Source organism: Bacteroidota bacterium, assembly GCA_039111535.1.
Classification (GTDB): domain Bacteria; phylum Bacteroidota; class Rhodothermia; order Rhodothermales; family JAHQVL01; genus JBCCIM01.
Window position 1 is genome coordinate 20,724 of sequence record JBCCIM010000021.1, and the last position, 18,959, is coordinate 39,682.

Consider the following 18,959-nt stretch of genomic DNA (forward strand, 5'->3'; position numbering starts at 1 on the left):
TGTGGTATATGTGATCGTTTTTATTTTTTATTTTCAGAAATAATTGAAACTAAAGCGTTCTATTGCGTATATTATAATCGGAGTTAGTAGGTGAGGTGTCGCTTGCGAGCTCCTGATAAAATCAACAGTCGGCACTTTAGTAAGGTGTGTTATTATGGCTCGACGTTTACATAAAGAAGACGCCGTGGACCAGCTCCAGTCTGATGCGCGTCGATTTAGAGCAACCTTGGAGGGGATGAGTGATGAGGAGTTGATGGAGCAGTTCCAAACCGGTTGTGTGGAAGCGTTCAATATTATTGTAGATCGCTTCTCAGATCGTTTAATGCAGTACCTGCGCGGGTTTCTTAAAGACGAAAGCCAGTGTCAGGATATGCTGCAGGAAACGTTCATGCGCGTATACCGGAATCGGCATTCATACACGCGTATTGCGCGGTTGTCTACCTGGATTTATACCATCGCCGGTAACCTGGCGCGTTCGGATTACCGCCGGCGCCAGCGCTGGAAGATGTCATCAATCACTGCCCAGACGCGAGATGGGGAAGAGGAGTTTGAAAAGCAGTTGATGGGAGATATTCTTTCTCCGGATGAGTACGCTGAATCGGTTATCCAGGATAAGCACATTCAGAATGCATTGATGCGGATTCCGGTAACCTTCCGGGAGGTGATTGTTCTTCGCGACATCCAGGACATGGATTACGAGAGCATCGCCAGGATTACAGCGTTACCACTGGGTACCGTGAAAAGCCGTATCAACCGCGGTCGTATTAAGCTCCAGGAGCTTTTGCGGGACATATATCCGTACGATAACCTCTCCACAGTTTGATGTGACAGGTAGCAGGCATGAAGCATAACCTGCAGGGTTTGCAGGTTGTATGGTTCAAACGCGACCTGCGAATAACGGACCATGAGCCGCTTTTAGAGGCCGCAAAACGCGGCCCTGTGCTACCTTTGTATATTTTTGAGCCGGCCCTCTGGCAACAACCTGACATGAGTGGCCGGCATTATGCATTTCTCAAAGCTTCGCTCACTTCGCTCGACAATGCATTGCGGGCATTGGGGCAGCCGCTTGTCTATCGCACAGGTGATGCCGTTGCTGTCCTCCAGCAGCTAAAAGAAAATTACGGCATTGCGGCGCTTTGGTCGCACCAGGAAACGTGGAATGGATGGACCTATACGCGGGATATCGCAGTAGGGAAGTGGTGTAAATCCAACAATATCCCCTGGCATGAATCCCGGCAATTTGGTGTAGTCCGGCGCATGAAATCACGCGATGGCTGGGCGGAAGCCTGGGATGCGTTAATGGATCAACCGCTGTGGGAAGCGCCGGCCTCACTTCAACCCCTCGATATAGAAGCAGGCCGTATACCTGCTGCCACCTCGCTGCACATCCTCCCAGATCCCTGTCCGCTTTTGCAGCCGGGCGGAAGAGAAAACGGGATACTGGAACTACAATCGTTTTTTGAAGAGCGAGGTGAGGATTATCAGCAGGGCATGTCATCACCGTCACGCGCAGTTTCTGCATGCTCACGTATATCACCGCATCTTGCGTTTGGGACGCTTTCAATGCGTGAGGTGCACCGGGCAACAGAAAAGGAAAAGCGCACATGGCAGGGTGCGCCGCCGGCAATGCGCGGTAATTGGTTACGGGCGTTGCAAGCTTTTTCAGGGCGGCTACGCTGGCACTGTCACTTTATCCAAAAACTGGAAGACGAGCCGACGCTTGAGTTTGATAACCTGCATCAAGCCTACAACGGGCTCCGAGAAGCCGGTAAAGGCTCAGTGCACTACGAGGCCTGGGCAAGTGGACAAACAGGTTTTCCTATGGTAGATGCCTGCATGCGTGCGCTGCAGGCAACGGGGTGGATCAATTTTCGTATGCGCGCCATGCTTATGAGTTTTGCTTCTTACCACCTGTGGTTGCATTGGCGCGATACCGGCCTCCACCTTGCGCGCCTATTTGTCGATTATGAACCAGGTATTCACTACAGCCAATGTCAGATGCAGTCGGGCACCACAGGCATCAACACCATTCGCATTTACAACCCCATCAAACAGGGCATCGACCACGATTCTGATGCAGCATTTATAAAGCGTTGGGTGCCCGAGTTGGCAGACGTGTCTGCAGCGCAAATACACACGCCGGCATCTTTGCAAGGTTTACCCGTAGCTTATCCGCAGCCCATCGTGGAAGAAGCAAGTGCGCGCAGGATGGCTGCAGACAAAATCTACAGCATCAGACAAGATGCGGGACACGCTGAAGTTGCACAACGCATTGTTCAGAAACACGAGAGTCGAAAGGCGGGGCTCAACAGATCACGACGTGTACAGCGTCCGAAGACAAAAAAGCGGCACCGTGGTCAGTTGGAACTGCCGTTTGAATAGGTCAAAACAGGCGGTACATTGCCGAGCCAATCCTGAAAAGGCGCCATCCGGCTAAACAGTTTTACGTCAGGAATCCGCGTGATGAGTGCTGCGGGCTCCGTATTGTTACCCAATGCGCTGCCACCCAAAATCAGCCGGTAGGGGAGTGTTTTATCGTAAATGCGGTCCAGCAAACGGATCATGGCGTGCGCTTCGGGAATGCCCATTGGTGGCATCAAAGAAATACACACCAGCGCTGCACCATGTTTTAACTGTTGATGGGCAAACTCTTCGGTTGGTACGTTAAGACCGAGGTAAACAATTTTCCAGCCCATTGCTTCCAGCAACACCCGAACCATCAAGGCACCCAGTTCATGCACTTCGCCGCGGGCGCATCCAACAATTGCAACCGGGGGCGTTTCCGGTTTCTCCTTCAGTTTAAGTGCGCTGGTTGTGCTGAGGGTGACGAGAATATCCCGCATCACCTGCGTCATGCGGTGCTCGTCTCCGATGGTCAGATTACCTTCAAAATAGTTCACTCCTACCCGGCTCATAACAGGGCCAACCAGGTAGTCAAAGACCATCCCCACTGAATAACCCGTGTTAACCAGATGCGTCATGAGGTACGTCATGCGGGCTATTTCGCTTTGTTGTATCCACCGATAGCACAAAGCTACGAGGCCATTAAAATCAGTTTTCTGTTTGATTTGGTCGAGTAGTGCCCAAACTTCGCCGGCGTCAGCACCAAAATGCCGTAAGTGAAGGTCGATACGCTGCGTATTAGCAAATCGCACGAGGGCATGAATGGGAATACGCCTGTGTCCACCCGGTGTCAGCCAAAATTCGAGTTCGTTGGCGTTGCACCACCTCTTGACCGATGACTCGTGCACGCCAAGCATTTCAGAGGCTTGTCTCGTTGATACAGACCTGTCCTTGTCTGCTCTATCTGCTGATGTTGACTCCTGTAGCACTGCCATAGCTGTTCAGCTAATATTCTAAAGTTGCACGCAAGCGTAGAGACCTGAGGGTGGTGGAGTGGAAAGTTAGGTACGACAAACGATCATAATAGTTCGAGTCGAACGATTTGTATGTACGGACGCATCTCGATAAAAGTTGGTGCAGGAGGATCTTTGTGACCATAAATCTTCATTTTGAAGACAGAAAAGCACTTTCAAGCATGTTGATACATTTGTTGATAACGCTCTTTTTTGTATGAAAAGATCGTTAAGATACATCTTTTTGTTAGTGTGTATCGATCAAGTCGATCTTTTGATCTATTTAAGATCGAAATAAACTGGTTATTAATGGTCGGGATAGTGTAATATCGTTCAGTAATACTAAATCAGAACGTAATGTTAGTGTCTGATTTCTTTATCTCACCAAACTCGTAAGAGGTCCCTCATGTTTGAGATGCCTACACTCACCCCAGGGCAATATGCACTGGTCTTTAACATGTTTTCGTTTTCGATTGCTGCCATGTTGGCTGCTTTCGCGTTTTTCTTCATGGCACAAAATCGGGTAGCGCCGAAGTATCGAATTTCATTGATCGTGTCTTCCCTGGTTGTCGGCATTGCTGCATACCACTATTTCCGGATTACAGCCAGTTGGGAAGCTGCCTACACATTGAGCGGCGGCGAATATGTTTTCAGCGGTGAACCTTTCAATGATGCGTATCGCTATGTCGACTGGTTGCTTACCGTCCCGCTTTTGCTTGTTGAACTCGTGCTTGTGCTGTCGCTGTCCCGCTCCAAAAGTGGTCCGATGCTGGCCAAACTTACAGTTGCAGCAGCAGCAATGATCATTCTTGGCTACCCAGGCGAACTGGCTACCGACAATGGTACGCGCGCACTCTGGGGTGGACTGAGCACAATTCCTTTTGTATACATCCTCTACATACTCTGGGGAGAGCTTGGTAAGGTCCTGAAAACGCAGCCCCCTCGCGTGCAGGTACTTACACGCAACATTCGCCTGCTCCTTATCGCAACATGGGGCTTCTATCCGATCGCATACATGGGTCCTTTCTTTGGACTCGGTGGTGCTTCGGGCGAAGTGATCGTACAGGTCGGTTACTCCATTTCCGACGTGCTTGCAAAAGCGGCATTTGGTGTGATGATCTACGCCATTGCCCGCGCGAAGTCTGAAGCCGACGGTTGGTTGGTTGTAGAAGAAGAGCGCGAGTACGCGGAAGTCGCTGCTTAATGACAACAACATAATGCAGCACAACCAGGTGCGGGATGTTTACCTCCTTTAACCCGCACCTGGGCCCTTTTTCCGCTTCCTCCCACCTTCTATAGCGGCAGTGTATCATGACCTACTTGCAGTTCCACCTGATTTTTACGTTACCAGTTATTTTTTACCTGAAAATGACTGGGCCGAAGGTTTTTGCGCGCGATATGACCAAGGCAACGGTTTCGCTTTTTGTGATCGCGTCTATTGCCTTTATTTGGACCACACCCTGGGACAACTACCTGATTCAACAAGGTATTTGGGGCTATGGACAGGGTCGCGTGCTTGGTACACTTGGCTATGTCCCTGTTGAAGAGTATTTCTTTTTTCTTGCTCAGCCCTTGCTGACAGGGTTTTGGCTGTACCGCCTGATCTGGAAATCCAACCTGATCCAGCCGGCAGAACCCAGTAACCGGGCAAGGTATGTGGGCAGCGCCTGTATGCTGATTTTAAGCCTTGTAGGTGTAGCGTTATTATCTGTTGAGTCGGCGCTTTACCTTGCGCTAATCCTCGTGTGGGCTTGCCCGATGCTTCTTATTCAGTGGTTGTATGGCGGTCATCACCTGTGGCGGTTGCGCAAGTTATGTTTTGTGGCCGTTTCCTTGCCTACGCTGTATCTATGGTGTGCTGATTGGATCGCCCTCCATTTTGGCATCTGGCATATTTCCGATCGGTTCACTACTGGTGCGCATCTTTTCGGATTGCCCATCGAAGAAGCGCTGTTTTTTCTCGTAACAAACATGCTTGTTGTCCAGGGACTGGTGCTGATGCTGCACACCTGGAACGTCAAAGCGCTGCGTCATAAAACCCCCGTGTTTTATGGCAACCACTGAGTTCGTTGTTTCAGAGAGCCGGCGCCTGCATTTTTCTACTTTGATTCAGCAAGTGCCGTACGTATGTATCGCTTTGTTTGTAGCGCTGCATGCCATACTTCCTACACCTGAAGGTATTTGGTTATACGTTCCGCTGTTGGCAAGTATGCTATTTCTTGGGCTGCCGCATGGCGCTGTTGACCACATGGTTTTGCTACAGTTGCAGAACAAGGTGTGCAGCCCAGTTGCGTTGGCTCGCGTAATTTTCCCATATCTCGTGTTGGCTGGCTGTTATTTGGTGATGTGGTTTCTAACGCCGGCCCTGGCCTTTGGCTTGTTCATTCTGATTACCTGGTTTCACTGGGGGCAGGGGGATGTACACACGCTGGTGATTTTTGCTCGTGCAGCTCACCTAACCTCGGTGCATATGCGCCGGCTCGCGCTTGTGGTACGCGGCGGACTGCCTATGTTAATACCGCTCCTTGCCTTTCCTGAAGTCTACCAAGAGGTGTTTACGGGTATAACAAGTCGTTTTACAACGGCAGCAGCTACCGACATAACCTGGCCATTTGCCCCCAGCTTTCGATTAGGAATGGGTTTGGGATTTGCAGGCTTGACCACGTTTTACTTCCTGTATGGATTTTACAAGCTCCGCTGGGGACTCAATCGGGCTTATTTGGAAGACCTGGCTGAAGTGATCTTGCTGGCTGTCTTATTTGCGTCGGTGCATCCGCTTGTTGCGATCGGCCTTTATTTTTGCTGCTGGCACGCCGTCCGGCACATTGCGCGGATAGTTGTTTTCTCAGTGCGCGATGATCAGCCTGATACCGGGCATCAGGTTGAAATGAAACACGGGGCAATTAAACTCCCGGTAATTAAACAGGGCATACGGCGCTTTTTTATACAGGCGTTGCCAACCACCCTGGTCGCGTTACTTGGCCTTGGTATGCTGCATGCGCTGGTGCCGCATACGCCAGAGTCGGTCGCAGAATTTACAGGTCTCTATCTCGTGTTAATTGCTGTGCTTACTGTACCGCATGTCTGGGTTGTCTGGCGGATGGATACTGCGGAGGGGGTTTGGTCGACGCTTCCTCAGAAAGAAACCGTAATCCCTGTTCCTAATTCGTAAGCATAAAAATCGCCTGCTGTGCCCGTTGCACGCAGTAGCACGGCAAGCTGGTTGTTGATCTGGTACATAGGAAGGATACTGAGGTAGGCGAGCTTGTGTACATCGTACAGCGTAGACGCTTCGAACTGCTGAATGCCAAATCGGACCCCCATGAATAGCGGCCTTGAAATGCGCCACTTGTATTGTAACATGGCTTCCGAAATGCTGGGTACCGTCTGAACAGCAAGTTGCGCCGGCTCATCGGAGACGAAAGCTGTGCCTTTTTCATTGTTGGTATGGCTAAACAGCAGGCGCAGGTCGTCGTGCCCACGTGCGTACCTGAACATGACATTAAACGCCTTGCGCATCCCTGCTTCAAATACCTGCGTCTCACCAATGTAGTCTCCACTATAGCGCGAAAAACTCGCGTCGGCAGACAACGTGACATGCGGTAAAATACGGCTGTCCAGCCCGATGCCGGCCATCCATTCATCCCCTGGATCGTACGGCATCGTCATGCCGGCAATGGGCTTGAAGGTACCCTGCCAGCTACGCTGCGCTACGAGTCCGATGACCAGGCTTTTGAAAACCGGAAATGCCCAGGTGACGGTTGGCCGCACATTAAAGCCTTGCCCAAACCCCGGTGTATGAAACCCAAAAATAGGCTGGCTTATCTGAATGGCTGTCTCCAACTCATCCAGACTCAATTGTTCTTGCCCGCTTGGTATGTTGATGCCCATGGTGACCGCAAGGCTCGACCAGTTAAACTGGCGGGCGTATTGCAGCGATGTGTACACGTCATTTAAACCGCTTAGCGTTGGAGATACGTCTGATTGTGCGATGGCACTGCGTGTTTGCAGGCCAAAAGTCACATATCTGCCCATGGGGGCGGAAAGGGCAAATGGCAGACTGGTTTCAGATAGCCGGCCAGAGGCTAGCGGTACGCTCTCGTAAACCCCTTGCATCGAAATGACGATGGGTTTGCGTTCACTAGACAGGTTGCGATCTGCAAACTGCGCTTCTGCGGTTTGGGGCAGTAGCAAAAATAGCGTAACCGCGAGCAGCAAGGCGAAAAGAAGACTCGGAGAGAAGGAATAAAACCGTTGCATAATTTATCTCGATAATACAATGCGACGAGCGGTGGTAGCGGCGCCGGCTTTGAGGTGAACGATGTAGACGCCACTTGCCGCTGGTTTGCCTGTTGATTGGCTACCATCCCAGCTAGCGATATGTGCACCTGCTGCGTGCTGTCCAGCTGCTAGCAGTGCAACGCGCCGGCCGAGTAAATCGAATACAGAAAGCTCAATTGGGCCGGCTTCAGACAGGGTATAAGGAAACGAAACACGCGTCTGGAAAGGATTGGGATACCCGGAGTGAAGGGCAAATGCCTGCGCAGCTTCAGATGCTTCGCTGTGTTGCGCCGCAAAAGCCGAAGTACCAATAACAATGCGCAGGTTATGCGTTGGCTTAGCGTCAGTCAGTACAAGTGATACCGTACTGTCAGCTGCTGGCAGCCTGTGTCCGTTGGTTGTATCTAGGATGTGTACCTCAAATCCTTCAGGCAGGCTGCCCGTTGCTGCGAATGAAAGGTCTACGCGTTTTTCCAGTTGCAGCAGGTTGTGCTCGATTGTACTGGATACTGCAACGTCCCAATAGGCGCCTTCTTCGGTTGCGCGTACAAATTTGCTGGACAGGCCGGTTTGCGCTGAGATAACACTGAGTTGCACGTGATCACCAAGCGGTGGTGCTTCCCGCCGAGCATGTGCATCTGCGTCAAAGCCGATGAAATTCTGGGTATCAACCAGCCCAAAGTGTGGCATGGCTGCGGAGAGCTGGAGGCGATAGGATGGCCCCGCGTTTATCTTATCTGATTTGCCGGCAGCAATCTCTGGCCCGGTTTCGATTGGGCGAAAAAACGCCTGCGTTGCGGTCTCGTTACCGTTGAACACAAAGTAGCCCCACCAGGGTTGCAGGATATTCTCATCATACAGGTATTCCTCTCCGTCGAATGCGACCGGCGCTTCAATAAGTTCGCGTGCGCCGGGGTCTTCAGTGAAGAAACTTGTTTGCCAGCTAATTGGGAAAGCAAAAGGGTTGGCAATCTGATTCCAGCCAGGAGCGAGTGTGATCGCGAAGGGTGTGTTGGCCGGCACAGAGAAGCCGCTGCCGAAGTCGAACGGCATACCTTCCCTTGTTACAAGCCAAAATGCCTGACCAGGTGCAGTGGCAAGTGCCAGCTCGTCGTATTCATCGTACAGGTTCGTTTCTGTATTCCATCGATGTAATCGCCAGGCCCGGTTGTTGTACTCCCCGTAGTCATCTTCCAGAATTTCTTTTAACTGGGGTTCATCAAGTAGCAAGGGGATGGACACCATCCGGTTCTTTTCAGCCGACAATGCCAGCGGAGCTTCAAAGGCTGCTGTTTGTACGCGCAGATGAAACGGGTTTAATGCTGCATCAAGGGTTGGGATGGTAAGCGTATTTGTATTGTTGGAGAGCTCTATGTAATAGTCGACCCCGCGCTGTGTGATGTGGGAGAGGGGAATGAGCCCCTCTAATCTATCACCTTGATCGATCAGGTCCGCGCTTTGATACGTGGTTTCTCCCCCTCGCCTGAAGTAGAGTGTTTGCTGATTCCACACTTCAACGCTGGATTTCCTGACGGTGATGGCAAGGGGCTTGCCGGTTGCTGGCATCTCATTTTCTATAAACGAATTGTCGAGTCCACCCAGGCCAGCCAGAGAGATGCTAACAGGAGATTCCGGAAGGCCGGTGTAAACCAGCAGTTCGGCTTCGTGTTCGTTTACCTTTTGCGGCGCAAATTGGATTGCGAGGGTGCGTACTTCGTTTGGTGCCAGGGCGGTGGCTGTAGCCGGAGTGACGATGCTAAATGCTGATGCATCAGTCCCTGTTATGGTGCGTTCAGAAATTGTAAAAGGAGCAAATCCTGTATTGGTAATGGTAAACGTTGCTGTTGTATTCATACCTACAGTAACCCGGTTAAAGGATACCGCAGAAACAGATGGCGTTGCCACGCCGGCACGCGCTTCCCCAACAATTGGCAGCACCAGCGGTTCAGCCTGGGTATTGGTTTGTACAACAAGCGTAGCCTCGTTCAGTCCAGGGATTTGTGGACTGAAGTTGATGTTGATCTCTGGGCGGTCGCCGCGTAACACGGTAAGGGGCAGGGTTGGCGCCGTGGTGATCTCGAATGAAGACGCTTGCGCCCCTTCAAGCTGATAGCCTGTTACTATCAGCGGGACAGGACTGGTGTTTACAAATTGTATCCGGTTTTGCGAGGTGTCCAAAAGGATAGTTGATTCAAACTCCAGCAACTCCCGCGTGAACGCAAAAGTGCCAGCAATACCCGTTGCGGTAATGGGTACCGTTCGCGTTTGCCCGTCTTCCGCAATTTCTATTTCAATGGCGCTCTCGTAGGTGTCTGGCAGTTGGGGCGCAAACCGGATGTCGACCGTTCTTGAAGCACCTGCCGCGAGGACACCCAGCGCATCACCTCCTGTAATAGAAAATGGCTGGTCTGTATCCGTTAATGCCAGGGAGGTGATGGTAATTGGACCGTCGCTAGGGTTTTCCAGCACAAGCATGGTGTCTGCTACGGACAATGCCTCGAGTGCGCCAAATGCGAGTGCATCAATAGACAACCGCAAACGTTCAAGTTCACCGGTAGCCTCAAGCGCAACCCTGTATTTTTCGTCTGGAATGATCGTCTCGATCACGAGAAACGTTGTCAGGGTCGTTTCTACAACGGGGGTAAAGCGAATGCGCACATTGCGCACTTCTCCAGGATCCAACGCGGTCAGGCTGGGTGAATTAACAATTTCAAATTCAGCCAGCGCTGTGTCAGAAAAATCAATTTTGTCGAAAGTGACGGGCGCCTCACCGACGTTTTCGTAGGTCACAATGGCTTCTGAAAAATCGCCAATAAACGTAGTCGGGAACGTGATAGCTTCTACAGAGAGCTGAAGCTCCTGGGCAACCACGGGTTGGCTCAGCAACACGGGTTGGCTCAGGCAAATGAGCAGGCTAAACACGAGGTGCCATGGTTTTGGAAAGGTGCGTGCCACAGGCATTAACTGCTGCATGGTGCTTGCTTGTGTATGAAAGGGAGTGGAAATGAGGTGTTGGGCCGGCCTAGTTGTTGTTTGGCAGGCTTGGCGGCGCCGGCAGGATGCCACCCTGCGCACTCACAGCCTCCGCGGCAGGTTGCCGGGCTGCGGCGTTGGCTGGTCCGTTGCTCAGTATCGACATGCGAAGGCCAACAAGGTCACCCCCGCCGTCTTCGGCCGCGGCTGCTGCCTGATTGGCCGCTTGAATTGCGGCATCGGCATCGCCGCCTAAGGTGGCAAGTGCATCTGCCCGGGCGGCTTCTGCGGCTGCTTGTGTAAAGCCCGGGTCGAGTGTGGTTGCTTCTCCAAATGCAGTTGAAGCCATCTGGTAAAGGCCGCGATCCCTAAAGCCAAGTCCCCGGCTGTAGGCAAGGAAAGCCTGCATGTTTTGCGTAGGAATCTGCTCTATCTGTTCGCGCTCTTCAGGAGAAAGCTGGATGCCCAGTTGGTTGAGAAGGGTATAGACGACCTCTTTCTCGATCCGCATGAGCTGCTGTAAAGACCCGTTATGATCTGAGAATGCCGGCGCATCGCTGTTGTCTGGAGACCACTGGGCAAAGCCTATCTTGATAGCCTCGTTATGGTCGAGGTTGATGTTGCCACCGGCCATGTTGCCGGCGCCCAACAGCTTACCCAGTCGAGGAGATACGCTGGGGTCGGTTACACCGTCTGCGGCGAGTTGTAATTCATCGAGGAGCGTTTGCACGCGGATGCGCTCAACCAGTTTGACACGGGAGAGCTGTGCAAGGTCAGCCAGGACGAGTTCGCTGAATGCTCGGCCAAGGTGTTCATAGTCTGTATTACTCCCGATGTAATGGAGGGGGAAAATAGCCAGGGCTGCAGCATCAACGCCGGCGGTTTGCAGCGACGCTTCTTCAGCAATCCGCGTTTTTATTTCACTTTTGATCAACTGCTCTGATAGCCAGGCATACCTGCCCATCATCATTTTCCGGTAAGGCGATGTGATGGGCACCTCTGTATAGTTACCATAAATTTGAAGCGCGTCTTGCATCCCTTGCTCAATTTCTGTGTAGAGCCCCATGTAAAACAGGGTCTTGGGATCGGTAGGCAGGTTTTGATAAGCCTGCGTAATGTAAGGGCCGGCTGTAGCTGCATAGTTTAATCGCAGATAAATGGCACCAATGTCGCGTGAAGCCAGCACATCCGTGTGGTCTTTCTGAAGCCGGGCGTGCAGCACACGGAGGTGGCTGCTGTCATTTGGGCCAGGCTCCTGGTAGCGGAGCGCTGAACAGCCCGAAAAGCAGAGCATGCAGCATAAGAGGCATGCCGTTGATCGGCGAACAATCGTCGGTTTCAACATGATTCTGGGAGACTGAAGAGAAAAATAGATATGTCGGGGGAGCAAGGCTAAAACGCTAATGCATGCGCTCGCCAGGGTCGAAGTGATGATTAAAATGAAAGGCGAACTGCCTGATCATTGAATTTCTACAATTCACGCACTGTGCCATCTTCAGAAATGCCTTCTGCACAGGCCGGAATTGCGAACCGGGAGATGTGTTGTTTGATATTGATGTCTGATAATGTTGTTTCCTGTTCGAATCTGCAATTCGTGGTTTGAGATCAAAATGCCTTGAAAATAGCTGTTTTGGTCATTTTATCTGTGTGTTCTTTCTATTTCCTGGATGGTGTAGCTAAGTGGCATCATCTTGTCTGTTGCACTCACTCGCCTCCCCATCCACCTTTAGATTTAGAGAAGGGAGTGTTATGTCGCTGTCTGAAGAAGATCTTATCTGGTTGCGGAGTCATCCGTGCCTGAACTATTTGGAGCTTATCAAGCGCCACGCCAGCGGGGGGAAAGACGACGAAACCTGGCAGATGATTTTGCGGCAGGCTGTGCTGGGAGATTTAACCGATGTGGAAAAGGCATTGGTATTGGCAACGGTCAGGGAGCTCCGGGAAGAGCTTACTGAGTTTTTGAACCGCACTAATCTGAAACACTCGCTTGAGAACTTGTCGAACGAGGCAGAAGCGGAACCAGGCTCCCGTGCAAACGAAACCGAGCGCGCCTGGGAGCAGCATTCCATTTGGAAGCGGTTGGATGATTGATGAGACTTGTGTTGTGCTCATAACGGTGCAAGCTTCGGGTTTGGCAGGTAGGTGCGGCCGGCTTTAGCCGCTGGTTTGCCGTCTAGCAACACAATATCAGCAGTAAAAGAGCGGTTGCCGCTTGTGAGTGCATTGCCTACGCCATACGCATCAACAGGTACTTGCTGCGCTTCAAACTTCTTGATTTTCTCGGCATCAAATCCGCCAGACACAATGATCCGAACATGGCTGTAGCCTTCGCGGTCGAGTGCTTTGCGCATGGCAACCACCAACTCCGGGATCACTCCCGTGGGTTTAAACCGCCCCATCAAAGGCATCATAGACTGGTCGACCATATTTTCTGAGGTATCGAGGCGCACTGCCCACAGCTTGTCTCCCATTGCATGGGCACACTTGAGTGCTGTACCAATGCTGTCATTTTCAAAGTCGACGAGGGCAACCAGGTTTACGTCGGGATACGACGCGTTGAAGAGGGTAACTGCCCGGACGGTGTCGCCGCCTACAGATGCGATGAGGGCATGCGGCACGGTGCCGGCAGCTGATGCACCCCACCACTCGCCTTGCGCCTGCGTTGAGATACCATGGATGCCACCAATATGGGCTGCATAGCCATCCCCACCTTGCACAGCCCAATGATCAAAACGGGCGGGGAAATACAATACTGTTTTTCCATTGGCAGCGTCTACAACGCGTCGTACATTGGTCGCAATTTTTGTACGCCGTGCAAGTACACCCAGGTACACCGTTTCAAGGTGGGCAAAAAGGCTGGCGTCTCCTGTGATATGCATCACCGTTTCCCAGGGCGCAATGGCATCACCGTCATAGAGCGCCTGTATGTCCAGGTTATCAAATCCATCTTCCCAGAGTGCGTCCAGCGTCTCAGAAATTTCAGTTTTTTCCCGCGTGATCTGGAGATACCGTGTTTTATCTCCCTGAAAAGATTGCCGGGCCAGGCCTTTTAGTTCGATCAGGCGGTCAAAGAGTTTATACGCTTTTTTGCTGTCTTTGTACTTGCCGCAGGCAACCTTCAGGATAGCAATGGCTTCATCCATCCCGCACAACACCGCGTCTTTCTTTTGAAAAACTTGCATGGTTGCCCGTGGTGTCAGGCCGTGTTCTTCAAGAATCACCTTTTGACGCCAGAAATAAACATCGCTGCGGTAACCACGGCGCAATTCCTGGATGGGCAAATCGAAGATGTGGCTGGGCAAACGTTTTTGACGATCGGGGGCCGATTGATCCGGAGATGTAAACATGAAATTGGACAGATTGCAGGAGAAAGCTGGGCAATGCCCACGAAGTTACAAATTGCCCAATTGAGAAACGAAGCCTCAGCTTATTGACGTGTAGTGCGCAAATCGTCTGCTGTTGTGAGATGCACGCCAGCTCCATGCATCAGTTCGTACGCGGCGTCCATCGAGCCGTTTGTATTGATACCGCGCGTTGCGTTTTCTATCACGGTGACATCAAATCCGAGTTGCTGCCCATCTACAGCAGACCAGCATACGCAGAAATCCAGTGCGAGACCGGCCATAAATAACGTTGTTATCCCCCGTTCTCTGAGGTAGCCGGCAAGCCCGGTAGCCGTCTGGTGGTCGTTTTCAAAAAAGGCAGAGTACGAGTCGATGCCTTTCCGAAACCCTTTGCGGATAATGAGCTCAGCATGTGGAATATTGAGGGCCGCGTGAAATGCAGCGCCGTGAGACGCCTGCAGGCAATGGTCTGGCCATAGAACTTGTTTGCCATAATCGACATCGATCACATCGAAAGGCGCTTTACCTGCATGTGAAGAGGCAAATGAAAGGTGGCCGGCCGGGTGCCAGTCCTGGGTGAGGATTACGTGTTCAAACTGTTGTGCCAGTTTGTTAATGACTGGCACCACCTGGTCGCCTTCCGGTACGGCAAGCAAGCCACCCGGACAGAAATCGTTTTGTACGTCAATGACTACGAGCGCTTCCATGAAGCCGGTTACCCAAAGATTTCAAGTGCAGCAAAGCCCATCCCAAGCGCACCAGCAGAATCTCCGCCTTGTGCCCATTCAAAATGGGTTGTGAATTTGTCAGCCTCTATGGGGCTTTTGCGGTAAATCGGCCAGGCGCGATCTTCAAACCCTTCCATAATCCAGACCATAAATTGATCGCGGAAGGAAGACTCAGCGAGCCCTCCACCCACAACAACGAGGCCCGGGTCGAAAACGCGCACGAGGTCTGCTATGGCATAACCGAAGATGAAGCCTTGTTGTTTGAATATTTTTACGGCCATCGGGTCTTTTTGCTCTGCATAATCGCGCAATTGAAACGCTTTTTCCTCTGTCGGGATGGCCGGGTCGTTGAGGGGATGGTTTTGCCATTCAGCTTTGGCGAGTTCGATACTGATCCGCCGCCGTAGGGCAACAAGCGATACCCATGCCTCAACACAACCTTTCCAGCCGCACGAGCAATCGGGCAACGAGCCGTCTTCTTCGAGGAAGGGTGCTGAAATATGGCCAGCCTCCAGCGCCAGTCCATTTGCCCCTTCATAGATTTTACCGCCGGGTAAAACGAGTCCGCCGGCGAGGCCCGTACCGGGGGCAACGTAGAGCAGGCTGCCCAAATGTTTGCGACGAACCATGTATTCTCCCAAGGCCGCTGCATTACCATCATTTGTCATGAAAACAGGTAGGTTGGCGCGTGCTGAAAAGGCCTCCTGGATATTCATTCCAACCCAGTCTTGCGCCAGGTTGGCTTTGCCCCAAATTACGCCATCACTATTGGCGGCCGGGACGTCGATGCCGGCAGCCTCGATGGCTTCTCGCGTGGTGTTTGCGCTTGCTGCGAGCAAACGCAGTGCTTCTTCAAGTTGCGCAAAGGTAGCTTCATAGCCGTCAGCGACGTGGCTTCGCACTTCGATAATTTCGCTTGCCTGTTCACCGTTGGTGTTTACGAGAACAGATTTGATGGTGGTGCCGCCGATATCAAGGCCGGCAAAATATCTTTCTCCCAATTGTCCTTTTTCCTCTTCTTCTTGAATGCAGGATGCGCTACAGGTGGTGATCAGTCTTCCGGGGGGTAGTCACAAAATGCCGGCCCACAGGTGCTATGCTGGTGCAAAATGCTCAAAATGACAATAAATCACAACCTGCTTTAATTACATCACAGTACATCAACTACAGGTACTTTACCAGGAATATGTTTTTTGCAGTTGTTTGGCCCCCTTTTCGCTGGCGGGTTTCTCTGTATGATCGAATTACTAAATTTTTTAGCCTCAGGCGCAGTATTTAGGGCTGCAAAGCCCCCACTTCTGCTCTCAAGCCTTTGTATCGTTTAAGGTAGGTTGCGCTGTTACCGAAATTCTAGGCAGGAGCTTTGATCAATGATTTGGTAATTCCTGTACCATTTTCACGGTATAGAATGCGCTTTTAGCGCATCTTTATTGTTTCAAATCCGTTGTATCTTAAACCACTTTTGAGTAATTTTGCAGGAAGAGCTTAACTAGAAGCGTATCTTTTATGAAAGTACCTAACTCAGAACGGACACGGCAGATATTGGCCAACAAGCGGTCAATCAAGGCCTTGTACAGTGCGTTAAGTAACCCAGATACACCCATCCCGTTAAATGGACGCCACGTCTATTTATCGTCAATATCCAGTAGCTCAAACGACAATAACAAAGGCAAGTCTAATTCTAAGTAAGCTTGGATGAGCATTGCGTTTCCGGCGTTAGTCATTACCATTCTGGTTTTGCCGGGAATCCTGTTTTTTTATACCTACCGAAGGGGTTTTGGCCCCAGTCCCGTTGTATTACAGTCGATCCAGAGCGAGATCGTCCATGGCATTCTCTGCTCAATCCCCATTAATCTGATCGCCATCTGGATTATCGATTGGCTGCCGTTTCCGGATGTTGATTTTCGTGCTGTTGTTGCGCTGTTAACCGGGTGGCACGGCCAAAATGACGCAGAAATTGCGCGCAATATATCAGCCCTTTCGTTTAATGCGCGCCTGATCCTGTATTACGTTTTTGTCACCTGTATTCTCAGTGCCTCGGCTGGCTACCTGACGCATGCTTACATCCGTTATTACCGCTTAGACCTGCGGTTCGATGTGCTCCGCTTCTCAAACGAATGGCGTTACCTGTTCTCGGGTCAGGAGTATATCATGAATATTCTCCGAGAGGAGAAAGAACATGAAGCGTTAACTGCATACGCAGCGCAACGCGAAGCAGCCGGCCCGGACGGGGCTGGTCCGCATCCAATCAAGAAAGTCAGGAAGTGGAAAATTCCTGCTGCCGAAATTAAGGCAAAAGAAGCTGAAATCGACTTGCACATTGCTTCCGTTGCAGTCGAGCAGGGGGGAGAAGTGTATATCTACCGCGGTATCCTCGATCAATACTTCTTTGATAAGAAAGGGGGGCTGCAGAAAATTGTCATCATGTACCCCCAACGCCGGCGCATCAAACACGACAAGAAGGTGACCATCGTTGACGGCACACCGCAGGTAGACTCCGGGTTCTATCAAATCGACGGCCACTATTTTGTCATCGAATACGCGCAGATCCTAAACTTCAACCTGTACTACTACCGATACAGTGATACCTCTGATGAAGGGGTGATATAAAAAAGAGAGGCGTGAAGCACACCTCTCTTTTTAGTTTTATAACGCTATGCCAGATTAGGCAGTTACGGGTGCCAATTCCATTTCAGGGTTACCTAACTGCTTCAGCATACGCAGGTGTGATGCCACAGCGCTACGGAAGGTAGGCTGATCGTTGTAAGGGATGCCATGTTCGTTGGCAACACGCTTGACAATATCGCTGATGTCTGGATAATGGATGCTGCATGTTTTAGGGAACAGGTGGTGTTCAATCTGGAAATTTAACCCACCAACATACCAGCAAAGCAGCTTGTTTGAGCGCCCGAAGTTGGCTGTAGTTTTCATTTCGTGGATGAGCCATGCGTCTTCCATGGTATCATTGCCATTGGACGTAAAATGCTCGGGGCCTTCCACTACATGCGCGAGCTGAAAGACCACGCCGAGAATGGTGCCAGCCACAAGATGGATCGTCAGGAAGCCGATCACAAACTGCCACCAGGTAATTTGGAGGAATAGCAGCGGCAGGACAATCATGTAGGCGTAGTACACCAGTTTCATGCCGATAAGGAGCGCCACCTGTCCTTTGCTGTGCGTGATATTCCGGTAGGGCCCAAGGTCTTTCTGCAAGAGGTATTTATAATCCTTTACAAATACCCAAAAGAGTGTAGACATGCTGTACGCCGCTATACCATAAAGATGTTGGTATTTGTGTATTGCATGATGCTCTGATTCTGGTGAAAGCCGGAGCAGCGGCGACACTTCGAGGTCTTCGTCTATCCCTTGAATGTTTGTGTAGGTGTGATGGATGACGTTATGGGTGATTTTCCACAGATAGCCATTGGCCCCCATAAGGTCAAAGGTGAGCCCAAGGGCTGTATTGACCCCGTTATTGGACGAGTATGCGCCGTGGAGGGCATCGTGCGATACCGAGAACCCGATGCCGGCAACGCCGATACCCATTACAATGGCAAGGGCCCACATGGCCCAGATCGAGAACTGGTTGCTCATGATCAACGCATAGGGTACAAACGTGAGCGAGAGCATGGCAACAGTTTTTAAAACCATCGCCGTATTGGCTTTACGCGAAATACCACGCTCCTTGAAATAGGCGTTGACCTGTTGCTTCAGGTCTTTGATAAAAAGCGTCCCCGTACCGTTCTTGTTAGAGAACTTAATGCTTACAGTATCCACTGAAATCTCCTAATTAATGTTCATTTTGCGCAGCTTGTTAACCCAGCATGGCACAAAAATCTGTGGCTATGGTCGGACCACAAATTATACGATGCAAGGGCTCGCAAAATGGGTGGCTTGAGAGAGGATCAATTGGCAGTAGCTTTGTGCATGCATTGTTTAACATACATTGTTTAACAAGTCAACTACCAAACATCAGGGACCCGGTATGTTGCAGGGGGCCGGGCCGTAGCGTGGCTAAAGAGTCCTCATTTTGCTACGTGAAGGGGGTATTTAACCCATGATCTTACTTTCTTGTCTCATAGGATAGGTTAAAGCGCCACACATCCGCAACCAGATCAGGAATAACATCAAATCCTCATAATTGACAATAAACCGACACCAGACACGAATTTGACAAATTGGATGGTGATCAAATATGGAATGGGTGTATACCTGGCGGGTGGTAAAGGGGAGACAGCGCGCGAAGTGCAGCACGTCGTGTCCAGGTGGTGAATAGC

15 protein-coding genes are annotated in these 18,959 nt (G+C 51.1%); 7 read left to right on the plus strand and 8 right to left on the minus strand.

Annotated features, from left to right (window positions below):
* Positions 1-154: 154 nt before the first annotated feature.
* Together AAF564_05605 and AAF564_05610 are read left to right on the plus strand one after the other, a co-directional pair.
* Entirely contained in the window at positions 155-823 is a 669-nt protein-coding gene (locus AAF564_05605; GenBank protein ID MEM8485001.1) for a sigma-70 family RNA polymerase sigma factor, read from the plus strand.
* Between the two features lie 17 nt (positions 824-840).
* Positions 841-2,382 (plus strand): FAD-binding domain-containing protein, encoded by a 1,542-nt coding sequence (locus AAF564_05610; GenBank protein ID MEM8485002.1) that lies wholly within the window; start codon positions 841-843, stop codon positions 2,380-2,382.
* On the opposite strand, the gene AAF564_05615 is transcribed toward AAF564_05610, so the two are convergent.
* Positions 2,358-3,338 (minus strand): cobalamin-dependent protein, encoded by a 981-nt coding sequence (locus AAF564_05615; GenBank protein MEM8485003.1) that lies wholly within the window; start codon positions 3,336-3,338, stop codon positions 2,358-2,360. The genes AAF564_05610 and AAF564_05615 overlap by 25 nt on opposite strands.
* A 424-nt stretch (positions 3,339-3,762) precedes the next feature.
* Between AAF564_05615 and AAF564_05620 the strand changes: the two genes are divergently transcribed.
* From AAF564_05620 to AAF564_05630, 3 genes are all read left to right on the plus strand, one after another.
* On the plus strand, positions 3,763-4,560 hold the full coding sequence (locus AAF564_05620) for a bacteriorhodopsin (GenBank protein MEM8485004.1): 798 nt from the start codon (positions 3,763-3,765) through the stop codon (positions 4,558-4,560).
* A 107-nt stretch (positions 4,561-4,667) separates the two neighbouring features.
* Positions 4,668-5,420 (plus strand): lycopene cyclase domain-containing protein, encoded by a 753-nt coding sequence (locus AAF564_05625; protein MEM8485005.1) that lies wholly within the window; start codon positions 4,668-4,670, stop codon positions 5,418-5,420.
* Entirely contained in the window at positions 5,407-6,528 is a 1,122-nt protein-coding gene (locus AAF564_05630) for a Brp/Blh family beta-carotene 15,15'-dioxygenase (GenBank protein ID MEM8485006.1), read from the plus strand. Before AAF564_05625 ends, AAF564_05630 begins: the two co-directional genes overlap by 14 nt.
* On the opposite strand, the gene AAF564_05635 is transcribed toward AAF564_05630, so the two are convergent.
* Genes AAF564_05635 through AAF564_05645 form a run of 3 tightly spaced genes read right to left on the minus strand, consistent with a single transcriptional unit; the run spans position 6,492 to position 11,955 of the window.
* Complete coding sequence (locus tag AAF564_05635; GenBank protein ID MEM8485007.1) at positions 6,492-7,616, minus strand: hypothetical protein; 1,125 nt, start codon at positions 7,614-7,616, stop codon at positions 6,492-6,494. The two genes, AAF564_05630 and AAF564_05635, sit on opposite strands and share 37 nt — an antisense overlap.
* Before the next feature lie 3 nt (positions 7,617-7,619).
* On the minus strand, positions 7,620-10,610 hold the full coding sequence (locus AAF564_05640) for a choice-of-anchor D domain-containing protein (protein MEM8485008.1): 2,991 nt from the start codon (positions 10,608-10,610) through the stop codon (positions 7,620-7,622).
* Between the two features lie 49 nt (positions 10,611-10,659).
* On the minus strand, positions 10,660-11,955 hold the full coding sequence (locus AAF564_05645; protein MEM8485009.1) for a hypothetical protein: 1,296 nt from the start codon (positions 11,953-11,955) through the stop codon (positions 10,660-10,662).
* A 404-nt stretch (positions 11,956-12,359) separates the two neighbouring features.
* Between AAF564_05645 and AAF564_05650 the strand changes: the two genes are divergently transcribed.
* Positions 12,360-12,701, plus strand: coding sequence for a hypothetical protein (locus tag AAF564_05650; GenBank protein ID MEM8485010.1), 342 nt, complete (start codon positions 12,360-12,362; stop codon positions 12,699-12,701).
* Positions 12,702-12,718: 17 nt separating this feature from the next.
* Here AAF564_05650 and AAF564_05655 read toward each other — a convergent pair whose 3' ends face one another.
* The 3 genes from AAF564_05655 to AAF564_05665 form a co-directional block, all read right to left on the minus strand.
* Entirely contained in the window at positions 12,719-13,957 is a 1,239-nt protein-coding gene (locus AAF564_05655) for a quinolinate phosphoribosyl transferase (protein MEM8485011.1), read from the minus strand.
* A gap of 80 nt (positions 13,958-14,037) precedes the next feature.
* Entirely contained in the window at positions 14,038-14,661 is a 624-nt protein-coding gene (gene pncA / locus AAF564_05660) for a bifunctional nicotinamidase/pyrazinamidase (protein MEM8485012.1), read from the minus strand.
* Between the two features lie 8 nt (positions 14,662-14,669).
* Positions 14,670-15,683: an ROK family protein gene (locus AAF564_05665; GenBank protein ID MEM8485013.1), complete on the minus strand. Its 1,014-nt coding sequence runs from the start codon at positions 15,681-15,683 to the stop codon at positions 14,670-14,672.
* Between the two features lie 694 nt (positions 15,684-16,377).
* Between AAF564_05665 and AAF564_05670 the strand changes: the two genes are divergently transcribed.
* On the plus strand, positions 16,378-17,292 hold the full coding sequence (locus AAF564_05670; GenBank protein ID MEM8485014.1) for a hypothetical protein: 915 nt from the start codon (positions 16,378-16,380) through the stop codon (positions 17,290-17,292).
* Between the two features lie 54 nt (positions 17,293-17,346).
* Here the strand turns inward: AAF564_05670 and AAF564_05675 are convergent, their stop codons facing one another.
* Positions 17,347-18,459 (minus strand): acyl-CoA desaturase, encoded by a 1,113-nt coding sequence (locus AAF564_05675; GenBank protein ID MEM8485015.1) that lies wholly within the window; start codon positions 18,457-18,459, stop codon positions 17,347-17,349.
* Between the last annotated feature and the right edge of the window lie 500 nt (positions 18,460-18,959).

Bases quoted from the DNA above. Each gene is read 5' to 3' on its own strand.
- AAF564_05605 (MEM8485001.1), top strand. From the start codon at position 155: ATGGCTCGACGTTTACATAAAGAAGACGCCGTGGACCAGCTCCAGTCT.
- AAF564_05610 (MEM8485002.1), top strand. From the start codon at position 841: ATGAAGCATAACCTGCAGGGTTTGCAGGTTGTATGGTTCAAACGCGAC.
- AAF564_05615 (MEM8485003.1), bottom strand. From the start codon at position 3,338: ATGGCAGTGCTACAGGAGTCAACATCAGCAGATAGAGCAGACAAGGAC.
- AAF564_05620 (MEM8485004.1), top strand. From the start codon at position 3,763: ATGTTTGAGATGCCTACACTCACCCCAGGGCAATATGCACTGGTCTTT.
- AAF564_05625 (MEM8485005.1), top strand. From the start codon at position 4,668: ATGACCTACTTGCAGTTCCACCTGATTTTTACGTTACCAGTTATTTTT.
- AAF564_05630 (MEM8485006.1), top strand. From the start codon at position 5,407: ATGGCAACCACTGAGTTCGTTGTTTCAGAGAGCCGGCGCCTGCATTTT.
- AAF564_05635 (MEM8485007.1), bottom strand. From the start codon at position 7,616: ATGCAACGGTTTTATTCCTTCTCTCCGAGTCTTCTTTTCGCCTTGCTG.
- AAF564_05640 (MEM8485008.1), bottom strand. From the start codon at position 10,610: ATGCAGCAGTTAATGCCTGTGGCACGCACCTTTCCAAAACCATGGCAC.
- AAF564_05645 (MEM8485009.1), bottom strand. From the start codon at position 11,955: ATGTTGAAACCGACGATTGTTCGCCGATCAACGGCATGCCTCTTATGC.
- AAF564_05650 (MEM8485010.1), top strand. From the start codon at position 12,360: ATGTCGCTGTCTGAAGAAGATCTTATCTGGTTGCGGAGTCATCCGTGC.
- AAF564_05655 (MEM8485011.1), bottom strand. From the start codon at position 13,957: ATGTTTACATCTCCGGATCAATCGGCCCCCGATCGTCAAAAACGTTTG.
- pncA (MEM8485012.1), bottom strand. From the start codon at position 14,661: ATGGAAGCGCTCGTAGTCATTGACGTACAAAACGATTTCTGTCCGGGT.
- AAF564_05670 (MEM8485014.1), top strand. From the start codon at position 16,378: ATGAGCATTGCGTTTCCGGCGTTAGTCATTACCATTCTGGTTTTGCCG.